11 protein-coding genes are annotated in these 20,637 nt (G+C 68.5%); 2 read left to right on the forward strand and 9 right to left on the reverse strand.

Annotation, left to right across the window (positions count from 1 at the left end; genetic code table 11):
- Positions 1–81: 81 nt before the first annotated feature.
- Positions 82–564 (forward strand): anthrone oxygenase family protein, encoded by a 483-nt coding sequence (locus ABZ098_RS32260; protein ID WP_356597180.1) that lies wholly within the window; start codon positions 82–84, stop codon positions 562–564.
- Here the strand turns inward: ABZ098_RS32260 and ABZ098_RS32265 are convergent, their stop codons facing one another.
- The 6 genes from ABZ098_RS32265 to ABZ098_RS32290 all read right to left on the reverse strand — a co-directional run bounded on the left by ABZ098_RS32265 (position 565) and on the right by ABZ098_RS32290 (position 11,964).
- Positions 565–1,719, reverse strand: a complete 1,155-nt coding sequence (locus tag ABZ098_RS32265; RefSeq protein ID WP_356597182.1) for a uroporphyrinogen-III synthase — start codon at positions 1,717–1,719, stop codon at positions 565–567.
- Between the two features lie 123 nt (positions 1,720–1,842).
- Positions 1,843–3,225: a nitrate/nitrite transporter gene (locus ABZ098_RS32270; protein ID WP_356597184.1), complete on the reverse strand. Its 1,383-nt coding sequence runs from the start codon at positions 3,223–3,225 to the stop codon at positions 1,843–1,845.
- 211 nt (positions 3,226–3,436) lie between these two features.
- On the reverse strand, positions 3,437–3,619 hold the full coding sequence (locus ABZ098_RS32275) for a hypothetical protein (RefSeq protein WP_356597186.1): 183 nt from the start codon (positions 3,617–3,619) through the stop codon (positions 3,437–3,439).
- Positions 3,620–3,835: 216 nt separating this feature from the next.
- Positions 3,836–4,222, reverse strand: a complete 387-nt coding sequence (locus tag ABZ098_RS32280; RefSeq protein WP_356597188.1) for an ATP-binding protein — start codon at positions 4,220–4,222, stop codon at positions 3,836–3,838.
- A 147-nt stretch (positions 4,223–4,369) separates the two neighbouring features.
- On the reverse strand, positions 4,370–4,765 hold the full coding sequence (locus ABZ098_RS32285) for an Imm50 family immunity protein (protein ID WP_356597190.1): 396 nt from the start codon (positions 4,763–4,765) through the stop codon (positions 4,370–4,372).
- Positions 4,766–4,776: 11 nt separating this feature from the next.
- On the reverse strand, positions 4,777–11,964 hold the full coding sequence (locus ABZ098_RS32290; RefSeq protein ID WP_356597192.1) for an HNH/endonuclease VII fold putative polymorphic toxin: 7,188 nt from the start codon (positions 11,962–11,964) through the stop codon (positions 4,777–4,779).
- A gap of 474 nt (positions 11,965–12,438) precedes the next feature.
- Here ABZ098_RS32290 and ABZ098_RS32295 point away from each other — a divergent pair, with 474 nt between their 5' ends.
- A complete protein-coding gene (locus ABZ098_RS32295; RefSeq protein ID WP_356597194.1) occupies positions 12,439–15,891 on the forward strand; it encodes a DNRLRE domain-containing protein in 3,453 nt (1,150 codons plus the stop codon).
- A gap of 49 nt (positions 15,892–15,940) precedes the next feature.
- Here the strand turns inward: ABZ098_RS32295 and ABZ098_RS32300 are convergent, their stop codons facing one another.
- From ABZ098_RS32300 to ABZ098_RS32310, 3 genes are read right to left on the reverse strand one after another with little or no spacing between them, the layout of a single operon-like run.
- Positions 15,941–17,158 carry an acyltransferase gene (locus tag ABZ098_RS32300; protein WP_356597196.1) on the reverse strand — a complete coding sequence of 406 codons (1,218 nt, stop codon included), beginning with the start codon at positions 17,156–17,158 and terminating at the stop codon, positions 15,941–15,943.
- Positions 17,155–19,356: a glycosyltransferase gene (locus ABZ098_RS32305; protein ID WP_356597198.1), complete on the reverse strand. Its 2,202-nt coding sequence runs from the start codon at positions 19,354–19,356 to the stop codon at positions 17,155–17,157. Before ABZ098_RS32305 ends, ABZ098_RS32300 begins: the two co-directional genes overlap by 4 nt.
- Positions 19,356–20,348 (reverse strand): hypothetical protein, encoded by a 993-nt coding sequence (locus ABZ098_RS32310; protein ID WP_356597200.1) that lies wholly within the window; start codon positions 20,346–20,348, stop codon positions 19,356–19,358. Before ABZ098_RS32310 ends, ABZ098_RS32305 begins: the two co-directional genes overlap by 1 nt.
- Between the last annotated feature and the right edge of the window lie 289 nt (positions 20,349–20,637).

Consider the following 20,637-nt stretch of genomic DNA (forward strand, 5'->3'; position numbering starts at 1 on the left):
GAGCGGTGCCTGGACGCGCACGTATGCGGGGGCGCGTCTCGGCCATGTCGGGGCGGTGCGCAGGGCCCGTTGACTGGGGTCATGACACACAGCAGCAGGAGCAACGGCCTCGTCCTGGGCGCGGCCACGGTCGCCACCGGCCTGATCGCCGGGGCCTTCTACGTCTTCGCGTGCGCGGTGATGCCGGCCCTGGGCCGCAGCGACGACCGCGTCTACGTCCAGGTGATGCGCGACATCAACGAGGTCATCCAGAACCCGGTGTTCTTCCTGAGCTTCCTGGGCGCCCCGCTGCTCACGGCGGTGGCGGCCTGGCAGGCGCGGGGCAGGGCCCATCGGCGGTGGGTGTGGGCCGCCCTGGCCGCCTCCGTCCTGGCCTTCCTGGTCACCGTCGTCTTCAACGTCCCCCTCAACGACGACCTCGCGAGCGACGGCGACCCCGGCGCCCTGCGCGAGGAGTTCGAGGACCCGTGGGTGGCGTGGAACGTGGTGCGAGCAGTGTTGCTGACGGTGGCGATGGGACTGCTGGTGAAGGCCACCGGCAGTCGCGCCACCCGGACCGACTGACTAGGCGTCCGCGTACTTCGCGTCCGCCGCCGGGTCCAGGGCCAGCCGGTACCCCCGCTTGACCACCGTCTGGATCAGCTTCGGGGCACCGAGAGCCGTACGGAGGCGAGCCATCGCCGTCTCCACGGCGTGCTCGTCGCGACCCGCGCCCGGCAGGGCCCGCAGCAGCTCCGCCCGGGAGACCACCCACCCGGGCCGCCGGGACAGCGCCCGCAGCAACGACATCCCCGCGGGCGGCACCGGCCGCAGCACCCCGTCGACCAGCACCGCGTGCCCCCGGATCTCCACGCGGTGGCCGGCGATGGGCAACGAGCGGGCCCGCCCGGGAAGTTCCTGGCACAGCAGCTGCACGAGCGGCCCGAGCCGGAACCGCTCGGGCGAGACGGTGTCCACGCCGCGCGCCTGGAGCGGCAGCGCGGTCACCGGCCCGACACACGCCGGCAGCACATCGTGGTTGAGGGCGGCGAGCAGCTCCGGCAGCAGACCCCGGTCCTCGGCCCGGGACAGCAGCGAGGCCGCGGCCGGCGCGCTCGTGAAGGTCAGTGCGTCGAGACCCCGCGAGACCGCCGCGTCCAGCAGCCGGTCCACCGGTCCGATGTCCTCCGGCGGCATCCACCGGTATACCGGCACCCCCACGACCTCCGCTCCCCCGGCCCGCAGCGCCTCCACGAACCCGGGCAACGGCTCACCGTGGAGCTGGATGGCGACCCGGCGCCCCTCGACACCCTCCTCGAGCAGCCGGTCCAGCACCTCGGCCATGGACTCCGACGACGGCGACCAGTCCTCCGTCAGCCCCGCGGCCCGTACCGATCCCTTGACCTTCGGCCCGCGCGCGAGCAACTCGACCTCGCGCAGCCGGTCCAGGAGCGCCTCGCCGAGCCCCCATCCGTCGGCGGCCTCGACCCATCCCCGGAACCCGATGGCGGTGGTGGCCACCACCACGTCCGGGGCCTGGTCGATCAGGTCCTTCGTCGCCGCCAGCAGCTCGCTGTCGTCGGAGAGCGGCACGATCCGCAGCGCGGGCGCGTGCAGGACCGCGGCCCCGCGACGCTGGAGCAGCGCACCGAGTTCGTCCGCCCGGCGCGCGGCCGTGACTCCCACGGTGAACCCCGCGAGGGGGCCGTGTTGCTCTGTTGCCTGCTGTTGCTCGTACATGGTGGCTCTCGTCCCGCACTCGAGTCGTCGTACACAGTCGTACGTGGGTCGTCCCTACATGCCGACCGAGCCTGTCAACGGCTCGTGACAGGCTCGGTTCCGGTTCATGTCGCCAGTGTTACGTCACACCTCGGCGTAGTTGAGCTGCGGCTTCGTCTCGGCAGCGGCCGTGGTCGCCCCCTTGGCGGCCGTACGGCGAAGGTATACGGCCCAGGTGACCCCGAAGCAGGCCGCGTAGAAGGCGAGGAAGGCGACGAACGCGCCGGTCCCGGAGCCGTAGGAGAGGAAGGACTGGCGGAAGGCCAGGTTGATGCCGACACCGCCGAGCGCGCCGACCGCGCCGATCAGACCCATGGAGGCACCGGAGAGACGGCGTCCGTAGGCGGCGGCCTCCTCGCCTTCGAGGCCCTTGCCCAGGGCCTTCGCGTGGAAGATGCCGGGGATCATCTTGAAGGTCGAGCCGTTGCCGAGGCCGCTGAGGACGAACAGGATCACGAAGGCGACGGTGAACAGTCCGAGCGACTTCTCCATGCTGGCGGCGATGAGGACGGCGGTCGCTGCGGCCATCGCGACGTAGTTCCACAGGGTGATCTTCGCGCCGCCGTACTTGTCGGCCAGCGCGCCGCCCACCGGACGGATCAGCGAGCCGAGCAGCGGGCCGATGAAGGTGACGTACGCCGCCTCCAGCGGGGTGCGGCCGAACTGGTTCTGCAGGACCTGCCCGAAGGCGAAGCTGTAGCCGATGAACGAGCCGAACGTGCCGATGTAGAGGAAGGACATGATCCAGGTGTGGCCGTCCCGCGCGGCGTCCTTGGCGGCGCCGGTGTCGTTCTTCACGTTCTCGAGGTTGTCCATGAAGAGGGCGGCGAGGACTGCGGCGACGAGGATCAGCGGGATGTAGATGCCGAGCAGCACACGGGGACCGCCGCTGGCACCGATGATCGCGAGCGCCGCCAGCTGGATGACCGGGACGCCGATGTTGCCGCCGCCCGCGTTGAGGCCGAGCGCCCACCCCTTCTTACGGAGGGGGAAGAAGGCGTTGATGTTGGTCATGGACGAGGCGAAGTTGCCGCCACCGATGCCGGCCAGCAGGCCGACCAGCAGGAAGGTGTTGAACGAGGTCCCCGGCTTCATCACGGTGAACGCGGCGATGGTGGGGACGAGGAGCAGACCGGCCGAGATGATCGTCCAGTTCCGCCCGCCGAAGATCGCGACGGCGAAGGTGTAGGGAACCCGGACGACGGCGCCGACGAGCGTGACCATCGACGTGAGCAGGAACTTGTCGGCGGGGGTCAGCCCGTACTCCGGGCCCATGAAGAGCACCAGCACGGACCACATGGTCCAGACGGAGAACCCGATGTGCTCGGAGAGAACGGAGAAGAGCAGGTTCCGCTTGGCGACCTTCTCGCCGGTCTCCTTCCAGAACGTCTCGTCCTCCGGATCCCACTGCTGGATCCAGCGACCGCCCCTGCTCGGGGGTGCGGGGGCTGTGCTAGGGGCTGTCATGACGCCTCCACGGTGCGACGGGGCTCAGGTCCTGCTACGAGTGACTGAGCCCGAAGGTAGGGAGAGCGCGTTTCCTGCCTGTGTTTCATCGGGTGACCGGAAAGGAACTTTGCTCTCACCCCGGCGGCGGGTGGGATGAGAGGTCGTGGATCCCTTGTGTTACGAAGAGCTCCGCTTCAGGGGGCCCGGACGTGAGAGCCGGCCCTCCGCGTCAGCCGCCGGCGTCCTCGGGCTCGTCGTAGTCCTCAAGGATCCGCAGCCCGAGGTCGGACTCCCACTCCAGGGCCCATCGCCGCAGCTCAGCGATGCCCTCGGGGCTGAGCCCGTGGGCGGCGAACTCGTCGTCACCGACCCAGACGACGCTTTCGAGCCGCTCGCGCAGCTCGTCGATCACGTCTGGGGGGAGGCCTCGGCCGACGAGGGCCCGCACTTTCGTGGAAGGCCTACGCCCACTCCCGTCCGGGAGGAGTGAGGCGACATCCATCGCCGGCCCCAGTCCCCTCAGGCCCACCTCCTGACCGAATCGGCCTCGCCTTTCCTCACCTCGTCGCTTCCGACGACGGCATCAGCGACCTGCGATCAGCCAGTGGCCCCCCTCATGATCACACCGTCACTCACCACTTCTGCCCCACCTCGAACCACAACGGCTTCCCCGCACTCCGGTCGAGGAGCCCGCCCCTGAGCGCCCACTCACCGACTCGGCGAACTCCTGCACGAGGGAAAGCCCACGCCCGCCGACCGCGCCCATTGAGGCGAGCGGTACTCGGCCGCCGGGAGCTGCATGCCCACCATCCCGGGCGCGATCGGCCGTACTGACGGAGCCGGAAGCGAGAATGTCCCAGACTCCGACCCGCAGCCGCCCCTCCCCCAGGGCTGTCAGCCGCAGGGAGGCAGGCCCATTGGCGTGCCGGTGGGCGTTGGTGTCGAGCTCCGAAGTCAACAGCTCCACCACGTCGAGGACTTCGGCCATGCCATGGCCATTCAGCACGGCCCGCACGTTCGTACGCGCGACACGTACGGCCCTCGGGTCATGCGGCAGGCGAAGGTCACCAGCCGCAGCGCCCTTATTGTCGGCTGTCCGAGCCGTGGGCGTCCGCCTACGCCTGCAGCGATTGGTGCTTGCGCACTCCGGGACTACGTATCGTCAGGCGCGGTCCATTGCGTACGCAGAGATCCGCAAGATTGTCGCTGTCTCCGCTAGGCCCTCGAAATGTACCGAGTCAGATTCGCTGGAAAACGCGATCAGCCCATCTTTTCGAATCTTGAGGTCACAGATCGAATCCGTGGAGAACTGATCAACCGAGATCGCACGCACACCCCCGAAGGAAATCTCGACCTGCACGACATCCAATCCGTCTCGCCGCCATTTCACAGGAGGGTTGACAGGGAATTCTGCCAGATCGAAACGCAGACGAAGGACTGGACCGTTCACACTCAAGCAAAGCTCTTCGATGCGCACGTCATCCAGCGTTGGCACCGCTTCCCCATAGACGGCCAGTATCGGTTGCGGATTACTGAGAGCCGCAATCCAATCCAACATCGGAACTCCCATTAATACTCATAGTGTTGGGCCGTACCGGGGACCTTACCATTCCTCGGATTTTCAAATGGGCGGACATTGAAGTGAGCCCCCTGGTCACCCACGCCACCCTCGCCGTAGTAGTGGCCGGCCGAGTGATCCTGGATGATCACGCGATCACCGCCCCGACGCGAGAACACGTACTCTCTGGTCATTACAGGGGTCCCGTCTGGATTCATGATCTGCCGTCCGGATCTGTCGGTCATCGGCGTCATCCTCAGCTCGTCAGGTTGCTGCCCATTCGGAATTCCGAGGTCCCTCTTAGCCGATCTGAAGGCCGCGTTCCGGCTCGGAAGCACTCGAGTGGACGGTATGCAATCGCTGTTGTGAACCAGAACCGGCGTGCGCCCCGCCAGCACATAGTACGTATGCAGATCATCAACCGTCAGGTTGTACGTACGCGCATGCCTGGTGAATGAGCGGTTGGCCGTGACGATGACGGTAGTGCCCTCATCGGTGAGCAGGGTCATGGCTGGCTTCAGGTCGGCCGCTTCGACCCAGCGTCCCTCCGACGGAGACCAGAACGGATGCTCGAAGGTTGCCGTCAGCTTTTCGATGCCGTCCTCTGTTGCGATGGACAGCTCGTTGAAGTGCTTGTCATCCTCCGTGATGATCAGGCGGGTCACTCTTCTGGGGCCCGACTCGCCGGTCTTGGGATCCGTGGCCTCCACCTCGTCACCGGGTTCGACGTCCTCGATGTCCTTGGTGGTCCCGTCGGCCATCAGAACGTCGGTGCCGGCCAGGAAGCACTGGGTGCAACCGCCTGCCGCTCTCTTGGAACGAGCACCCGACATCGGTTTCTCGGCGCCGGCGTGCAATGGGCTGCCCGCTATGGCACTGATCGCACCGCCATATCCCATCGACATGTCACGGAAGTTGGTCACCACGCCTTTGGGGCACGACTTCATCGCCCAGCAGACGTTCAACCCCCAATACCCCAGTTGGTTTGCGGCTGCCTCTGGATTCGTTCCGTCAGTCAGATAACCCGGCAGAGTGCCATGGGTGGACTTGACGGTACTCACATAGTTGTAGAAGCGCCGGATGAACTCATCGCGCCCAGTCCACTTCACAGGAACCTGGACACCGGGAAATACCTCGGCCGGGTTGTAGTTGTAGCTGACCGCTGGGCCGTTGCAGTACGAGCAGGGCTTCTCACCCTTGCGCTGCCCCGTGTAACCGGCGCGCTCACCGTCACCTGCGACCGGATAGCCGTCTCCGCAGATGTCTCTCCTGCACAGGCCCGTGGGGTCGCTGAAGCTGACGGGGCTGTTGCTCGAGTACGCGTACCCGTTCATCTGGAGCGGGTCCGCGAGGTCGATGATCGGGTCTGCGGACAGGAACCGGCCACTGCTCTGGTCGTACTCCCGCGCTCCGACATGGGTCAGCCCGGTTGCCGAGTCGTCGACACCGACGCCCAGATAGCTCCGCTTGTTCGGCCAGGCCGTCGGCTTCGCTCCGCGTACCTCGCCGTACGGCTTGAAGTCCCGCCTGGTCACCGTCTGACCGCTCGCCGCGTCCACCGAGGTGTTCGCCGTGCCCAGTTGGTCGGCGATCAGGACGCTGAGCTTGTGACCGGTCGTCGAGCCGTTCGTCGTCGTACGGACAACCGTGGGAGCCCCCGCCTGGGCGTAGGAGCGAGATGCCTTCGTGACCGTGCCTGTGGCGTTCGTCGTGATCTCGGTCTCGCCGAGGTACAAGGTCGAGCCCGAGGGCGACTTCTCCAGCAGGCGGCTGCCGTCGGCGTCGTAGACGTACGTCGTCTTCGTGCCGTCGTCGGTGATGGTGTCGAGCTTGTTCTCGGCGGTCCAGGTGAGGGATTGGGTGGAATCGGCCAGGTCCCGGTCCGTGGTGTTGCCCGCCGCGTCGTAGATGTAGGAGCTGCTCTTTCCTGAAGGGTTCGAGCTGATCCAGGCCATCGTGTGCGGTTGAGCCTTGTACGCCGGGGTGGTCGGCGTCGCGGCGACCGTCGTGCCGTAGCCGTAGGTGTAGGTGGTGTCCCCGTCGGTCATCGTGGCGCGGTTGCCGAGCCAGTCGAAGGTGTAGGACTGGCGATAGGCGGTGCCGCCGGTGGAGATGCCGGCCGCGTCGGGGGCCGCTGCGGAGAGGGAGGCGGACAGCGCGGTGTCGGGGGTGGTCGTGTCCGCTGCCGCGTCCGGGGCGTCGGCCACCGGGCCGGAGGAGACCGCGTAGTCGGTGCGCGGACCCCACGCGGTGCCGTTCGCCGACTTACAGCCGGTGCCCTGGCCGTTCGGGATGTTCGCCGAGGTCCAGGCGTGGACCAGCTCGCCCTGCACGTCGTACGTGAAGCACTGGGTGTCCCAGGTCGCGTCCGACAGCTGACGGGCCTGCGAAGTGATCGTCCCGGCGACGTCGTACGAGTAGTAGCTGTCGGTGATGCGGTGGGGGTCGGCCGTCTCGCGGTCCGTGACCGTGCGCTGGAGCCGGCCCGTGTGCGGGTCCACGAAGTTCGTCGTCCAGACGCGGTAGGGCTGGGCGGCGGAGACCGTGCGCAGGACCTCGCCGTAGGGCGAGTAGGTCGCGTCGCTGGTGTACCAAGTCTGGCCGGAGGTCGATTCCGGCAGGCCGTCGCCGTTGTAACGGGTGACGACCTTCTCGCGCGCCAGGCCGCCCACCGCGGGCAGGGTCGTGGACAGGGGCTTGCCCGTGGGGGTGTAGGCGTAGGCGTAGGAATACGTGCCGGAGAGGCCGGTGGTCATCGAGTTGGCAGGGATGACCGTCTCGGCGCCGGTGGGGTGGTACTCGGCGTCGTAACCGGTGACACGGCTGACGTAGTCACCGGTGTCCGTGTGGCGCTTGGTGGAGGTCGGTTGGCCGATGCCGCCCGGCGCCTCGTCGTAGAGATACTCCTTGGCGGGCGTGGCGGTCGCCGAGCCCTGGCGCACGTAGCGCACCCGGCCGAGGACGTCGTACTCGGTGAACGTCTCCTGACCGCGCGCGTCCCGGACCCGGTTCGGGCGGTCAGCGGCGTCGTACCAGGTGTCCGTCGTGCCCGTGTCCGGGTCGGTCGCGGAGGTCACACGGCCGCGGGCGTCGTAGAGGTACGTCCAGGCGTTGCCCGCCGGGTCGGTGACCTTGAAGCGATTGCCGCGCGCGTCGTACTCGTAGCTGGTCGTGCGGCCCGCGTCCGAGGCGTTCTGGGTGAAGTGCTTGACGGACGTGGTCCGGCCCAGCGCGTCATTGAACGTCTGCGTCTTCGGTGTCGTGGACCCCGCCGGATCCACGGTCACGCTGTACAGGCCGTACGTGGTCGCTGTCGAGTACTCGAAGCCGCCTTCGTAGTAGACCGACGCACGCACCTGGCGCTCCAGGCCGTCGTAGCGGTATTTGGTGAAGGACGGAACCAGCGTCTTCGACCGGGGGGCGAACAGGACCGGCTCCGGTTCGCCCTTCGCCAGGTAGCCGCTCGTCTTCTCGTAGACCAGGCCGTGGTCGTCGTAGGTGGTGTCCACGACGACCCGGCCAGGGCCGTGCGCCTCGGTCTGCTGCTGGACCTCACGGTTCAGGCCGTCGTAGAGGGTGATACCGGTGCTGTAGGAACCGTCGTCCTTGAGGGTCCGGACGGTCACCGCGGCCGGCCTGCTCCCGTCGGGGCCGGCGGTCGCGGGCTGGTAGGCGATCATCACGTTCGGCGACAGGCCGCCGGAGCGGGACGCTGACCAGCCCTTCACCAGCCGGCCGAGCGCGTCGTACTCGGTGCGGATCACCCGGTGGTTGGGATCCTCGGACGTCAGCGCGAGGCCGCGTCCGGGGTCGAAGGTCGTCGTAGTGGCCTGGCTCTTGGCGTTGATGGTTGTGGTGGCGGTCACCGGGCCGCCGCCCGCCGGCGTGTACTGGGTCTCGGTGGTGCCGAGACCCGGCCGGGTGAGGGTGCGAACACGGCCGAGATCGTCGTACGTGACGGCGGTGACGACCGAGTGCGAGGTGCCGGTCGCGTCGATCTCGGCCGTCGAGGTGACCATGCCCTCGGTCGGCGTCGCCCCGAAGGCCAGGTCGTCGTAGGTGTATCGCGTCGAGGCCTTGAGCTTGGTGGCCGGGTCGGCGGTGGCATAGCCGGAGCAGGCTGTGGCGGTGGTCCGCTGTTCCGTGGGCAGCCCGATCAGCCACGCCGTGGTGTTGTGCACGTACGACGTCTTGGTGCACGTCTGGTTGGAGAGGGTCTCGCTGCTGCCATTGGGTTTGACGACGGCCGTCTCGACCTGGGTGGGCAGGCCGTAGGTGTCGTCGACGCTGACGAGGGTCCGGACGGCGCGCCAGTTGGCCCAGCCGGTGGTGTCCAGTCGCTGGAACTCGTCGGTGCGCTTGACGCCCGCGCGATGGGCGAGCAGGGGGTCCGCGGTCGTGCCGTCCTCGTTCTCGCGGGCCCGGGATGCGGTCTGCTTCGACCACGGGTAGTTCAGGGTGCGCTTGAGGTCCTGGCCGTCGGAGTCGCGGTAGGTGATGGTCTCCGCGGCCATGCCGGCGTATTGCGGGGCGTCGTCCGCGAGGAGCGTGTACGCACCGGTGGAGTCCTTGACCTCGCCTCCGGTGCCCTGGAAGTAGCGGGTCGCGGAGAGGGACTGCGTCTGCGCTTCACCCACCGTGGACATCAGGGCTCTGCCCTTGGCGGTCCTGACCTGCCGGTAGCCGCGCCAGTCGCTGTAGGTGCGCAGCGAGGGGCGGGAGAACTCGTCGTCGCTCCTGGCCCAGGCGGGCCCCTCGTACGAGTAGCTCGTCGTGACCGGGCCTCCGTGCGAGGTGACCTTGTCGACCTCGGTCACGGAGTCGACGACGTACTTGTTGAACCACGCCTTCGCGGGGGTCTTCTCATCGCCGTCGGGAGACCAACGCACCGGGTAGCAGGTGCCGTTGGCCTTGCCTTTGTCCTCCGTGGGCGGACTGGCGCAACCGCCCGTGTACTCGACCTCGACGTCACCGCCGCTCTCGGTGGAGACGACGCCGATGCGGGGGCGGGTGAATCCGGGGCGCTGGTCGTTCTTGCCGTTCAGCACCAGGCCGGGGAGCTGGCGGTCCTTGAGGCGGGAGGCGAGAGGGGATGTGGAGCCGACGGTGTACGGCGCGAAACTGACGCCCTGACTGGTCTGGAGCGTGCCGGTGGTGTCGCCGGGCGCGTAGCCGGTGCGGGTGATGGAGTTGAGCCACAGACCGGGTGCGGTGTCGTACCAGTCCTCCGGGAAGGACTGGCGGAGCGTGTACTTGTCGACCGGACCCAGGTCGGCCTGGCCCGCACGGGCCGCCCTGGTCGTCACGGTGTCCAGACGCAGCTGGGTCCAGAAGGACGGGAACGCCGGGCACAGTTTGGACGTGGACTTGCAGTTGAGATTGCCGGGCGTGTCCCACCAGGCCCGGTAGGCGCCCGGGTCGTCGGTCTTGGCGAAGTTGGTCGCCGCGCACGCCGTGTCCGACTTGAGGCAGCGCTGCTTGACGCCGAAGTTGACGGTCGCCGACGGCTTGGTCAGCCCGTCCGGGCGCATGCCGTACTCGATCGACGTCGGATAGGCATAACGGTCGTACTGCTCGGGTGTCTTGAACTTCTTGCGGACGGCGTACCAGTTGGACTCCTGCGCCCAGTTGACGATCATCGTGTTGCCGTGGACGTCCACGACCTTGTCCAGCCCCCAGCGCCAGGCCTGTTGCTTTCCTGCGCCGCAGCGGGAGTCGGCGAAGGCCGATGCGTTGCAGGGCTCGCCCGGGTGATTGCCGAAGACCGGGACAGTGGAGACGGAGTTGGTGGTGGCGTGACCACCGCCGACCGAGTTCAGGCCGTAGTAGTACTGGTTGCCGTCCGTGGTGGTGACGACCCAGTACTCGCCGTTGTTGTCGTCGTTGGTGCCGCCGACGCGGTGCTCGACCCGGGTGCCGTCGTCCTGCTGGGGACGGTAGGTCTCGGTCTCCGACTCGGGCTTGCTGCCGGAAGGCGCGTCCCTGACCAGCTCGGTGGTCTTTCCGCCCAACGACATCACCGCGTTGTACGACACCCAGCACAGGTCGGACGTCTTGTCCTTCTTCGCGGTGTTGTTGGGAGCACCCGCGTCGAGGGTCTTGCGGTCGTCCTGGCAGGAGCGGTAGCGGCGCTCGATGTAGCCGGGGTCGTAGGACCAGCCCTCACCGATCCAGGAAGCCTGCGGCGAGGAGACCGCGGTACGCCCGTCCACGGTCTGTGAGTTGTAGTTGAAGGAGATATCGGGTGCCGGCCCGCCCGGAGGTTCCGGCACGGTCAACGGGTACGAGAAGGTGAACGCGCCGGACGACCCGCCCGCCGTCCACTTGCCATCCGTGGCGAGCGGAGTCGCCTTGAAGGTGCCGCCGCCGCCAGTGCCGGAATCGATCGCGCCGACGACCGCGGTGCTACTGCCCGCCGCGGCCGTCTGCGCCGTCTTCCGGTAAGCCGCCTGGACCACACCGGAGTTCGCGGACGGTGCGGGCCTCGCAGAGGCCGGTGTCACCGTGCCGTCGGCTGCGGGGTCGACCGTGGCCGTGGCGGATGCCGAGGCGGGGTCGTTCGAGGTCTCCAGCTCCTCGTACGTCTGGCATGCCTCGTCGTCCGGCGTGGTCAGATAGCAGTCGGGGAACTGCACGAAGCGCAGCCGTGATGCCCAGTCGGCGCCGTAGAGGCTCTCGAACCTGGCGTAGTCCAGCTTCACCGAGATCGGAACCGCCCCGGTGGCGGGAGCTTCCACGACGATGACAGCGCCGTCGACTCCCTGTGCCGTGGAAGCGGTGCGCTGCGGGATGGTGACCTGCCAGGTGCCTGTCGGCGCCGCCTGGCCGGCCGCCTGCCCCAGGCTCACCGGCAGGGTCCCGGCAGGCGTCAGCGCGGTCTGCGTCGCTGTGTGCCCGGCGGTTCGGGCTGACGCAGTCGTCGTGGTGGAGCCGAAGGTGACCGGTGCCGTTCCGGCGGGGGTGATCGTCGTGTTGGCCGACGCCTCGAGTTGGTCCTTGGGCACTTCGGCGCGCAGCGCCGAGCGATCCGGGCCGGATTCCTTGCCCGGGATCGGCTCCTCCTTCTCGAGCTCCTCCAGGGTCAGTGTCTCTCTGCCGACCTCGGCCTTCGCCGGATCCGGGGGGATCGCCATCGCCTGTGCGGGCAGCAGCCCGACCAGCAGCGCCACAGCCGTGACCGGAACGGCTGCGCGTGCCATACGGCGCCTGCGAGCATGCGGAAGTCGATCGAACACGACCAAGGTCCCCCGGACCACTTGAAGCGGGACCGATGAAGGACCACGCGTGACGACTTATCAGAGAGCACAGATTCTGTGATCACTCTGTGAAAAAGCGCCAGATATGTGGGGTCGATGTGATGATCATCACCGTGCGTAACGCATTATTACTCTACGAATGCGCCGCAACGTCGGATATGAACTTACCTGGGCTTGACTTCGCCCTTATCGCCCATTGGGCAAATTTAGAACTCTTGCTTACGTAAGGCCCCTCAGTACAGCCGAATTGCGCCTTCATGCGCGATTTGGGAACAGGGACTCCCAGACGTTCGACGCTTCCGGCAGGACGCTGAATCAGCACCACGCCAGCACCCGCAGAGATCTTCACAGGGTGACGACAGTTCCCCCATAGGTCATCATCAGCTGGCCATACCAGGGGGAAGGGGAACCCGCCCGATGACGCACAACCGGCGCCGCCTGTCCGGCCGTCGGGCCGGAGCGGCACTGCTCGCCGCCGCGGTCACCACGACCGGCGTCGTCTACGTCGGCTTCCGGCTGACCGACGACGCCGCTCACAAGGACACCGACCGCGGCCGAAGCGCTGCGACAGTCACCGAATCCACGGCGCTCGACCAGGCGATGCGGACGGGGAAGGCCGTCGAGGTGACCGCCGCGCGGACCGCGCGCAGCACCACCTGGGCCCGGCCCGACGGCCTGATGACGAAACAGCTGCACTCCGCCCCGATCCGGGCCAAGGTGGGTGGCGAGTGGAAGAAGATCGACACGAGTCTGCGCCGCACCGAGCGGGGCTGGGAACCGAAGGCCACCAACACCCGGATGGTGTTCTCGGCCGGGTCGAAAGAGCGGAGCGAGCAGCGGGCCTCCCGCGCGACCGTACGACGTGTCTCCCTGCTCAAGGGCGCGGCTGACACCGGCACCCCGCTCGCCACCCTCTATGTCGGCGAAAACGACGGCTACCAGGTCCAGCTGACCTGGCCGGGCACCGTACCGACGCCCATAGTCGACGGCGACCGCATCCTGTACCCGGAGATCTTCCCGGGCGGCGACCTCGTACTGACGGCAGACGACGACGGCTTCGGCCAAGTGGTCGTCGTCAAGAACCGTCAGGCCGCCTCCGACCCTCACGTCCGACAGCTCGTCTACGGACTGAACTCGACCAACCTCAGCTTCACTCTGGACCCGCTGTCGGGTGTGGTCACCGCGGTGAACGGCTATCGCGACGAAGTGGCGGTGTCCCCCACCCCGCTGATGTGGGACAGCAGCGGGACCCCCGCTGTCACCGACGGCGCTGTCGGCGCGACCGCGCAGCCGACGGCGTCCGAGTCCCCGAACCCGCCCGACCCACCGACCGTCTCGGACAGCCCCAGTGCCTCCGAGGAGGAGGTCGAATCGGACGAGCAGAGCGACACCGACGTCGAGACCCTGCCGCCGGCCACCGACGACCCGGCACCGACCGTCTCGGAGTCCCCGCTGCCCACCGCACCGGGCGAACCGACCCCGGCACCCTCCCAGACCGGTTCCGCCGCGACGCTGGGCCTGACGTCCCTCAACGGCCCGTCCCCGGATTCACGCGGTGACGTGGTGAAGGCCAACCTGTCCGCCGGGCAGTGGACGCTGACCCCCGACCAGGACTTCCTGACCGACCCCGCCACCACCTACCCGGTATTCATCGACCCCTCGGTCAAGAAGCACACGCAGAACTGGACCACCGCCTACAACCGCTTCCCGAAGGCCACGTTCTACAACGGCAAGGGCTTCAACAAGGGCGGCACGCACGAGGCACGGGTCGGCTTCGAGTCCGACACATGGGGCACCTCACGGTCGTTCTTCAACATCCAGTTCGACAAGGATCTCAAGGGCACCAGGATCACCAGCGCCAAGCTGCGCATGCTGGAGACCTACTCCTGGTCGTGCCAGGCACGCTCGATGAGCGTGCACATCACGGGCGAGATCGACTCGCACACCAACTGGAACAACGCGCCCGAGCTCCATGACGGGAACAAGCTGGCCACCAAGAGCTTCGCGCACGGCTACAAGTCCGGCTGCCGCGACGCCTTCGAGACCTTCGACGTGAGGAAGGGCGCCCAGAAGAGGGCCGACAAGGGCGAGGAAACGATCACCTTCGGGCTGCGCGCCCGCGACGAGAACGCCCAGTACGCATGGAAGAAGTTCCAGGCCAACGGCGACTACGCGCCCGTCCTCGAACTCGTCTACAACCGCGCGCCGTCGATCGTCTCCGACTCCCTCGACCTCGGCCCGGGCGGCAAGTGCACCACCACGAAGCCTTACGTCCGCATGGGCTCGGGCGATCTGACCTTCACCGCCAAGGCCACGGACAAGGACAAGAACCTCGACTTCTTCGACTTCGATCTGTGGGAGACGGGGAAGTGGGACGCAACCGGCGACCTGTTGAAAGCGACCGGCAAGGTCACCGCGGGCAGTGACACCGACGTTGCCCTGGCCACCACCGACGGATTCGCCACCAGCAAGCTCAGGAACGGCGGTACGTACTCCTGGCGAGTGCGGGCCCTCGACGACGCCGGCGCCACCTCGGGCTGGTACCCGAAGACGCCCTGCCGCTTCGTCCTCGACACCACCGCACCACGCCCTCCTGTGGTGACGTCCACCGACTTCCCCAACGCGGACGCCAGCGAGAACGGCTTCGGCAGCGGGGGTGAGGACAGCAAGTGGTCCGCCGTCAAGTTCGGTACGGCCGGCACTTTCTTCGTGCGCGCGGTGAACACGGATGTCGTGCGGTACGAGTACGGCTACAACTCGGCCAGCTACACCGGCCGCATTCCCCGGGGCAGCGGCATACCCACCACCTTCCGCTCTCCCATCTCCGACGCCAAACCGCCCGCCGCCGGACCCAATGTGCTCTATGTCCGGACCGCCGACGCCGCCGGCAACGTCTCCGAGCCGACCAGGTACTTCTTCTACGTCACTCCGCGCGACCAGGCCGACAAACCCGGCGACTTCACGGGTGATCAGTTCGCCGACCTGATGGCGGTCACCGACGAGGGCAACCTCGCGCTCTATCCCTCCGAGGCGACGTCGACCGATGCCGCCAAGGGCTCGGGCGACCTGAACTACTCGATGCCCGGCGCCTACCGGCCGAATCCGGACAAGGACCCCAACGGCACCGACACCCTGCCCCCCTACGCGGCCGCCCCGAAGGGCCACTTCAGCGGCGCCCTGATCACCCACAACGGTGACATCTACGGCGGGGACGGCCTTCAAGATCTCGTCGTCCGGGTGGGCGGCAGGCTCTGGGTCTATCCGGGCGACGGCTACGGCGCGGTGAACATCGACAGGCGGCAGGAGATCCTGCTGCCGTCGGGCGCCCCGAGCCCTTCGGCCCTGACGCAGATCGTGGCCACCGGGGACATCACCGGTGACGGACGCACCGACTTCTTCGCCACTGCCGGCGACGAGTTGTGGGCCTTCACCGGGTATCACGGAGCGACGATCGACCAGGCCGTCCGCCTGTCCGGCGGGTGGACCAACCGTGATCTGGCGATCGTCATGGACGTCAGCGGTGACGGCGTCGCCGACATGGTCTACCGCACCGACACGTCCGGGCGGCTGCTGCTCCGCAAGGGCATCGCCGCGAGCGGAGGAGGAACCGACCTCAACTCCCTGGCCTCCGCGGCCAACTCCTCGGGCAAGACCGACACCGAGTACGGCGCCTCCGGCTGGTACACCACCGACGTTCCGCTGCTCATGGGAACACCCGACGCCAACAGCGACGGCATCCCCGACATCTGGGCCGTCGCGGCCGACGGTGCCGTGAGATTCCATCCAGGCAGCAGGACGGTGCTGTCGGGCTCGGGCACGCAGGTCATCAACCCGAACACCTACTGGGCGACACGCCTCTCCATCGGATGACATGGCCGGGCTCCGCCTCCCGCACGGCGGGGGCGGAGCCTGAAGGCCGTCAGGACGCGGGTCCGGCAGCCGCCGTGGGCCCCACCCGGCCCCGTCGCGATCCGTCCGGCCACAACCGAGGCCCCCTCCCCGCCGCCAGGTCCTCGATCCACCCGAACGCCAGGATCGCCAGCCCGATCAGCGGCCACACCATGAAGAACATCCACAGCGTGTCCGTCGAGTCGAGGGCCGCGACCGCGCGGTCGCTCTGCATGAAGGGGAGGCGGTAGGCCAGGTCGATGATCGGGACCGTGGCCATGATGAGCATGTTGTGCCAGAGGTAGATCGTGACGGCACGGTTGTTGGAGAGGGTCACCAGTTTGTCCCAGCGGGCCAGGCGGCCCGGGAGCTCCTGCCAGGACGGGGAGTACTGGAGCAGGATGACCACGAAACCGAAGGACCAGGCCGCCTGGGCGAGCGGGATGTCGTTGAGGTCCCAGCCCTCGGGGCCGAGGTGGCCGGACGCCCACCACAGGCCGAAGGACATCACCAGGAACGAAACGGAGACGGCGAGATAGCGCGGGACCTTCGCCAGCGCCCCTTCGTGGTGCGCGAATCCGAGGACCCAGCAACTGCCGTAGACCGCGAAGTCGGTGACCGCGTTGCCGAGTTCGCCGGGGATGGTCACCAGTCCCGTGCCGACCACGGTTGTCAACGCCAGCGGGGCGAGCAGGGTCGCCCACGGCACCCTGCGGAACGCCCACAGCAGCAGCGGGGACGCCAGCACGAACCACAGGTACGCGCGGAGGTACCACAGCGGGCCCACCGCCTGGTCCGCCCAGGTGCTCTCCAGCAGGTCGTTCGGGAAACCGACCTCCCAGGGGTACGGCGGCGCCCCGATCGGGATGACGTAGTTGACCAGCTCCAGCAGGCCCCAGGTGCCGCTGTGGTCCGGGTCCTCCGAGAGCTTCCAGCCGCCGAGGAACATCAGCGGCAGTATCACCGCGCTGAACGCCCAGAGGGGGGGCAGGAGTCGGCGGATCCTGCCCCTGATCACGCCCAGCGCGGGGCGGTTCAGTGAACGCGCCATCAGCGAGCCCGCCAGCGCGAACATCACGCCCATCGACGGGAACAGCACGGTCAGCCACGCCCAGCCGAAGAGGTGGTAGAGGACCACCCGGACCAGGGCGAGGGAGCGGAGAAGGTCCAGGTAGCGGTCCCGGCCGGGTTTCCTCGCATCCGCCTCAGGCGCCGGAACGGCAAGCCCAGCCGCGTAGTTCTGGGTCATCCCACCGGCCTCCGCTCGTCACTCTCACTGCCCGCCCGCTGCCTCGGCACCGGTCCGCCCGGTGCCTCGACGACTCCGGTGCGGCGCAGCTTCTGCCAGCGCAGGCGGCCTCCGGTGAGGGCCGTGATCCAGGACTGGAGCAGCACGACGTACATGAGCTGGCGGTAGAGGATCTGCTGCAACGGCAGCGAGATCAGGTGGGTCATGCGTTCCCGGTCGAGGCGGAACGCGTAGGCGGCGCAGACCAGTTGGATCGCGAGGACGCCGAGCCAGGCCACGATCGTCTTCTCGGTCGGGCCGAACACGACGCCGTAGAGGAGGAACACGTCGATCAGGGGGGCCAGCAGGGGCGCCAGCACCATGAACAGGGAGACCAACGGGAGACCCACGCGGCCGAAGCGACCCGACGGGCCCCGCTCCACCAGCGCGCGCCGGTGCTTCCAGATCGCCTGCATGGTGCCGTACGACCACCGGTAGCGCTGGGACCAGAGCTGCTGGACGGACTCCGGGGCCTCGGTCCACGCGCGCGCCTTCTCGGCGTAGACCACGCGCCAACCGTCCCGGTGCATGGCCATGGTGATGTCGGTGTCCTCGGCGAGGGTGTCGTCGCTCATGCCGCCGACGCGTTCCAGGGCGGAGCGGCGGAAGGCTCCCACCGCGCCCGGGATCGTCGGCATGCAGCGCAGGACGTCGTACATCCGGCGGTCGAGGTTGAAGCCCATCACGTACTCGATGTGCTGCCAGGCGCCGATCAGCGAGTCGCGGTTGCCGACCTTGGCGTTGCCGGCGACGGCGCCCACGCGCGGGTCGCCGAAGGGCTGGACCAGTTCACGGACGGTGGACGGCTCGAAGACGGTGTCTCCGTCCATCATCACGATGATGTCGTGACGGGCGTTCGCCAGACCGCGGTTGAGGGCGGCCGGCTTGCCCGCGTTGAGCTGGCGTACGACCCGGACGTTCGGCAGGCCCATCGCCTCGACGATCCGGGCGGTCCCGTCGCTGGAGCCGTCGTCGATGACGAGCACCTCGATGGGGTGCTCGCTCGCCATCAGGGAACGGACGGTGTTCTCGATGCACTTGGCCTCGTTGTACGCCGGGACCAGCACCGACACCGGCTGGGTGACCGGCTCGCCCCAGCGGAAGTCCTTGCGGCGCACCCGGCGGGCGTGGATGCCCGAGAGCAGCAGCATGAGGACGAAGCGGCCGATGACCAGGGAGCCGATGATCGACAGTCCCACGACGAGGACGTCGGTGATGTGCTCGGAGGCCTGGACCAGGAAGATCCACGCCTTGCCCTTCCACAGTTCGGGCCCGGCGACCGTGGTGTGCGCGGTGGGCGCTTCCAGGGCCTCGGTGAGGTTGTCGAACTCGTAGCCCTTGTCCTTCATGTCGGGCAGGAACCGGTCGAGCGCCTGGACCGTCTGGTGGCGGTCGCCGCCGGAGTCGTGCATCAGCACGATGGCGCCCTTGCCGTTCTCCGGCGTGGCGTTGCGGATGATCTGGCGGACACCGGGCTTCTGCCAGTCCTCGCTGTCGGTGTTGTTGACGACCGTGATGTAGCCGCGGGTGCCGATGTACTCGGTGACCGGCCAGGACTTGTTGTCCATGGCGTCGGCGAAGGAGGAGTACGGCGGCCGGAAGAGCGAGGTGCGGATACCTGCCGCGCCGGCGAGCGCGAGCTGGTTCTGGGAGAGCTCCCAGTCGATGCGCTTCTTCGACTGGAAGGACAGGTCGGGGTGGTTGAAGGTGTGCAGCCCGATCTCGTGGCCCTCGTCGACCATGCGCCTGACCAGGTCCGGGTAGCGGGAGGCCATGGTGCCGGTGACGAAGAAGACGGCGTGCGCGTGGTGCTTCTTCAGGACGTCGAGGACCCTGGGGGTCCAGGTCGGGTCGGGGCCGTCGTCGAAGGTGAGGACGAGCCTGCGGTCCGGCATCTTCAGGCTGGTGGCCTTGCCGCTGCGGGTGTCGATCACCGGGCCGCCGTCGATGATCTTCTCCGGCACCTTGTCGGAGGAGGCCTCGGTCTGGATGCGGTGGTCGGCGAGGATCTCGCTGTGGACGTAGCCGCGCAGCATCAGCATCGCCATGAGGGCGACGAGGACGAGCACGGGCAGCAGCAGGCGCATGGGCAGGCGACGGCGCCTGGAGCCGGCGGGGGCTCCTGGCGCGGTCCCCGGGCGGCGGGTGCGGGATGCCATCAGAGGATGTACTCCGGGGACGGGAAGGAGAGCGGGGCGTCGGTGGGCGCCGGGGCGGACGTGCCGGGTGCCGATGTCGGGGACGTCTCCGACGCGATGGGCGACGGGTCGGCCGGGCCGTCTGCGACCGTGCCGGGTCCGGCGCTGCCACCGCCCGTGGTCTGGGTCGGGGCGACCGAGGGGCTGGGGCTGGTGGTGACGGGCGGGGTGACCGAGGCGCTGGGCGGCGGGGTGACCGACGGTGTCGGCTGCGTCGACGGATCGGCGCTGACCGACGGGTTGCCGCCCGGCTGGGTGGCCGTGGGCGACGCGTCGGCGGACGCGCCCGGCTTGCCCGGGCTCACGGTCGCACCCGGCGCGGTGCCGCTGACTCCGGGAGCCGGTGTCATCCCGCCGCTGACCGTCGGGGTGGTCCCCGGGATCAGGCCCGCGCCGGCGGAGGGTTCGGCGGAGTCGGCGGGCATCGGGCTGGTGTCGACCTTGCCGGCCGGGGTGTCGTCCTTCGGGCCGGTCATGGGGAGCCAGGGCGCGTTGGAGTTGCCGGACAGCAGGGTGACGAGGATGACGACGGCGTAGACCGCGCAGGCCAGGCCGACGGCGATACCGATCCGGCGGAAGCGTCGGCTGCGCCGCCCCGACTCGTCGACGAAGACCGGGCCGTCGGAGCTCTCGGATCCGCCGTCCCCTCCGGGGCGGCCCTCGATGCGGTCCTGGCTGTTGAGGCTGATCGCGTCGAGCTGGACGGTCACCTCGTGCGGGTCGTGGGCGCCACCGGCGGCGATGCCGGACTCGTCCCACGGGTCGCGTACGACGACTCTGCGGCCGGGTGCCTCGGGGACGTCCCCGGCGCGGTCCGCTCTGGGGGCTCCCGGGAAGTCCGGGTCACCGCTCGTTCCCGGCTTTCCCGTGGTCCTCGTCTTCCCCGGGGGCATCCCGGTGCGGTCGGCCGTCGGCTCGGGGCCTTCGATGCCGACCGAGCCGGAGGGACCCATGGCCGGGACGCCGACGGCTCCGGTCGATCCGGTCGATCCGGTCGCCTTGATTGCTCCGGTCGGCCCGGTCGCTCGGGCCGCGCCGGACGGTCCCGCCGCTCCCGCCGTTCCCGTTCCCGTCGTCGGTGTCGCTCCTGACTCCGGGAACGTCTGGGTAGCGCCCCCCGTCATCGGTATGTCCTGGGTGCCTGATGCAGCCTCGGGCCATTCCGGTTGGGCGTCTTCTCGCCACTTTTTCACGCGCACGCACATCCCCCACGGGCTGATCTGGGCGCGCTTTCGACCTTGA

The sequence above is a fragment of the Streptomyces sp. NPDC006335 genome (genome assembly GCF_040612795.1).
Taxonomy (GTDB): Bacteria; Actinomycetota; Actinomycetes; order Streptomycetales; family Streptomycetaceae; genus Streptomyces.

Coding starts and splice junctions, on each gene's coding strand:
- ABZ098_RS32295 (WP_356597194.1), top strand. CDS start 12,439: ATGACGCACAACCGGCGCCGCCTGTCCGGCCGTCGGGCCGGAGCGGCA.
- ABZ098_RS32285 (WP_356597190.1), bottom strand. CDS start 4,765: ATGTTGGATTGGATTGCGGCTCTCAGTAATCCGCAACCGATACTGGCC.
- ABZ098_RS32310 (WP_356597200.1), bottom strand. CDS start 20,348: ATGGGTCCCTCCGGCTCGGTCGGCATCGAAGGCCCCGAGCCGACGGCC.
- ABZ098_RS32300 (WP_356597196.1), bottom strand. CDS start 17,158: ATGACCCAGAACTACGCGGCTGGGCTTGCCGTTCCGGCGCCTGAGGCG.
- ABZ098_RS32290 (WP_356597192.1), bottom strand. CDS start 11,964: ATGGCACGCGCAGCCGTTCCGGTCACGGCTGTGGCGCTGCTGGTCGGG.
- ABZ098_RS32260 (WP_356597180.1), top strand. CDS start 82: ATGACACACAGCAGCAGGAGCAACGGCCTCGTCCTGGGCGCGGCCACG.
- ABZ098_RS32305 (WP_356597198.1), bottom strand. CDS start 19,356: ATGGCATCCCGCACCCGCCGCCCGGGGACCGCGCCAGGAGCCCCCGCC.
- ABZ098_RS32265 (WP_356597182.1), bottom strand. CDS start 1,719: ATGTACGAGCAACAGCAGGCAACAGAGCAACACGGCCCCCTCGCGGGG.
- ABZ098_RS32270 (WP_356597184.1), bottom strand. CDS start 3,225: ATGACAGCCCCTAGCACAGCCCCCGCACCCCCGAGCAGGGGCGGTCGC.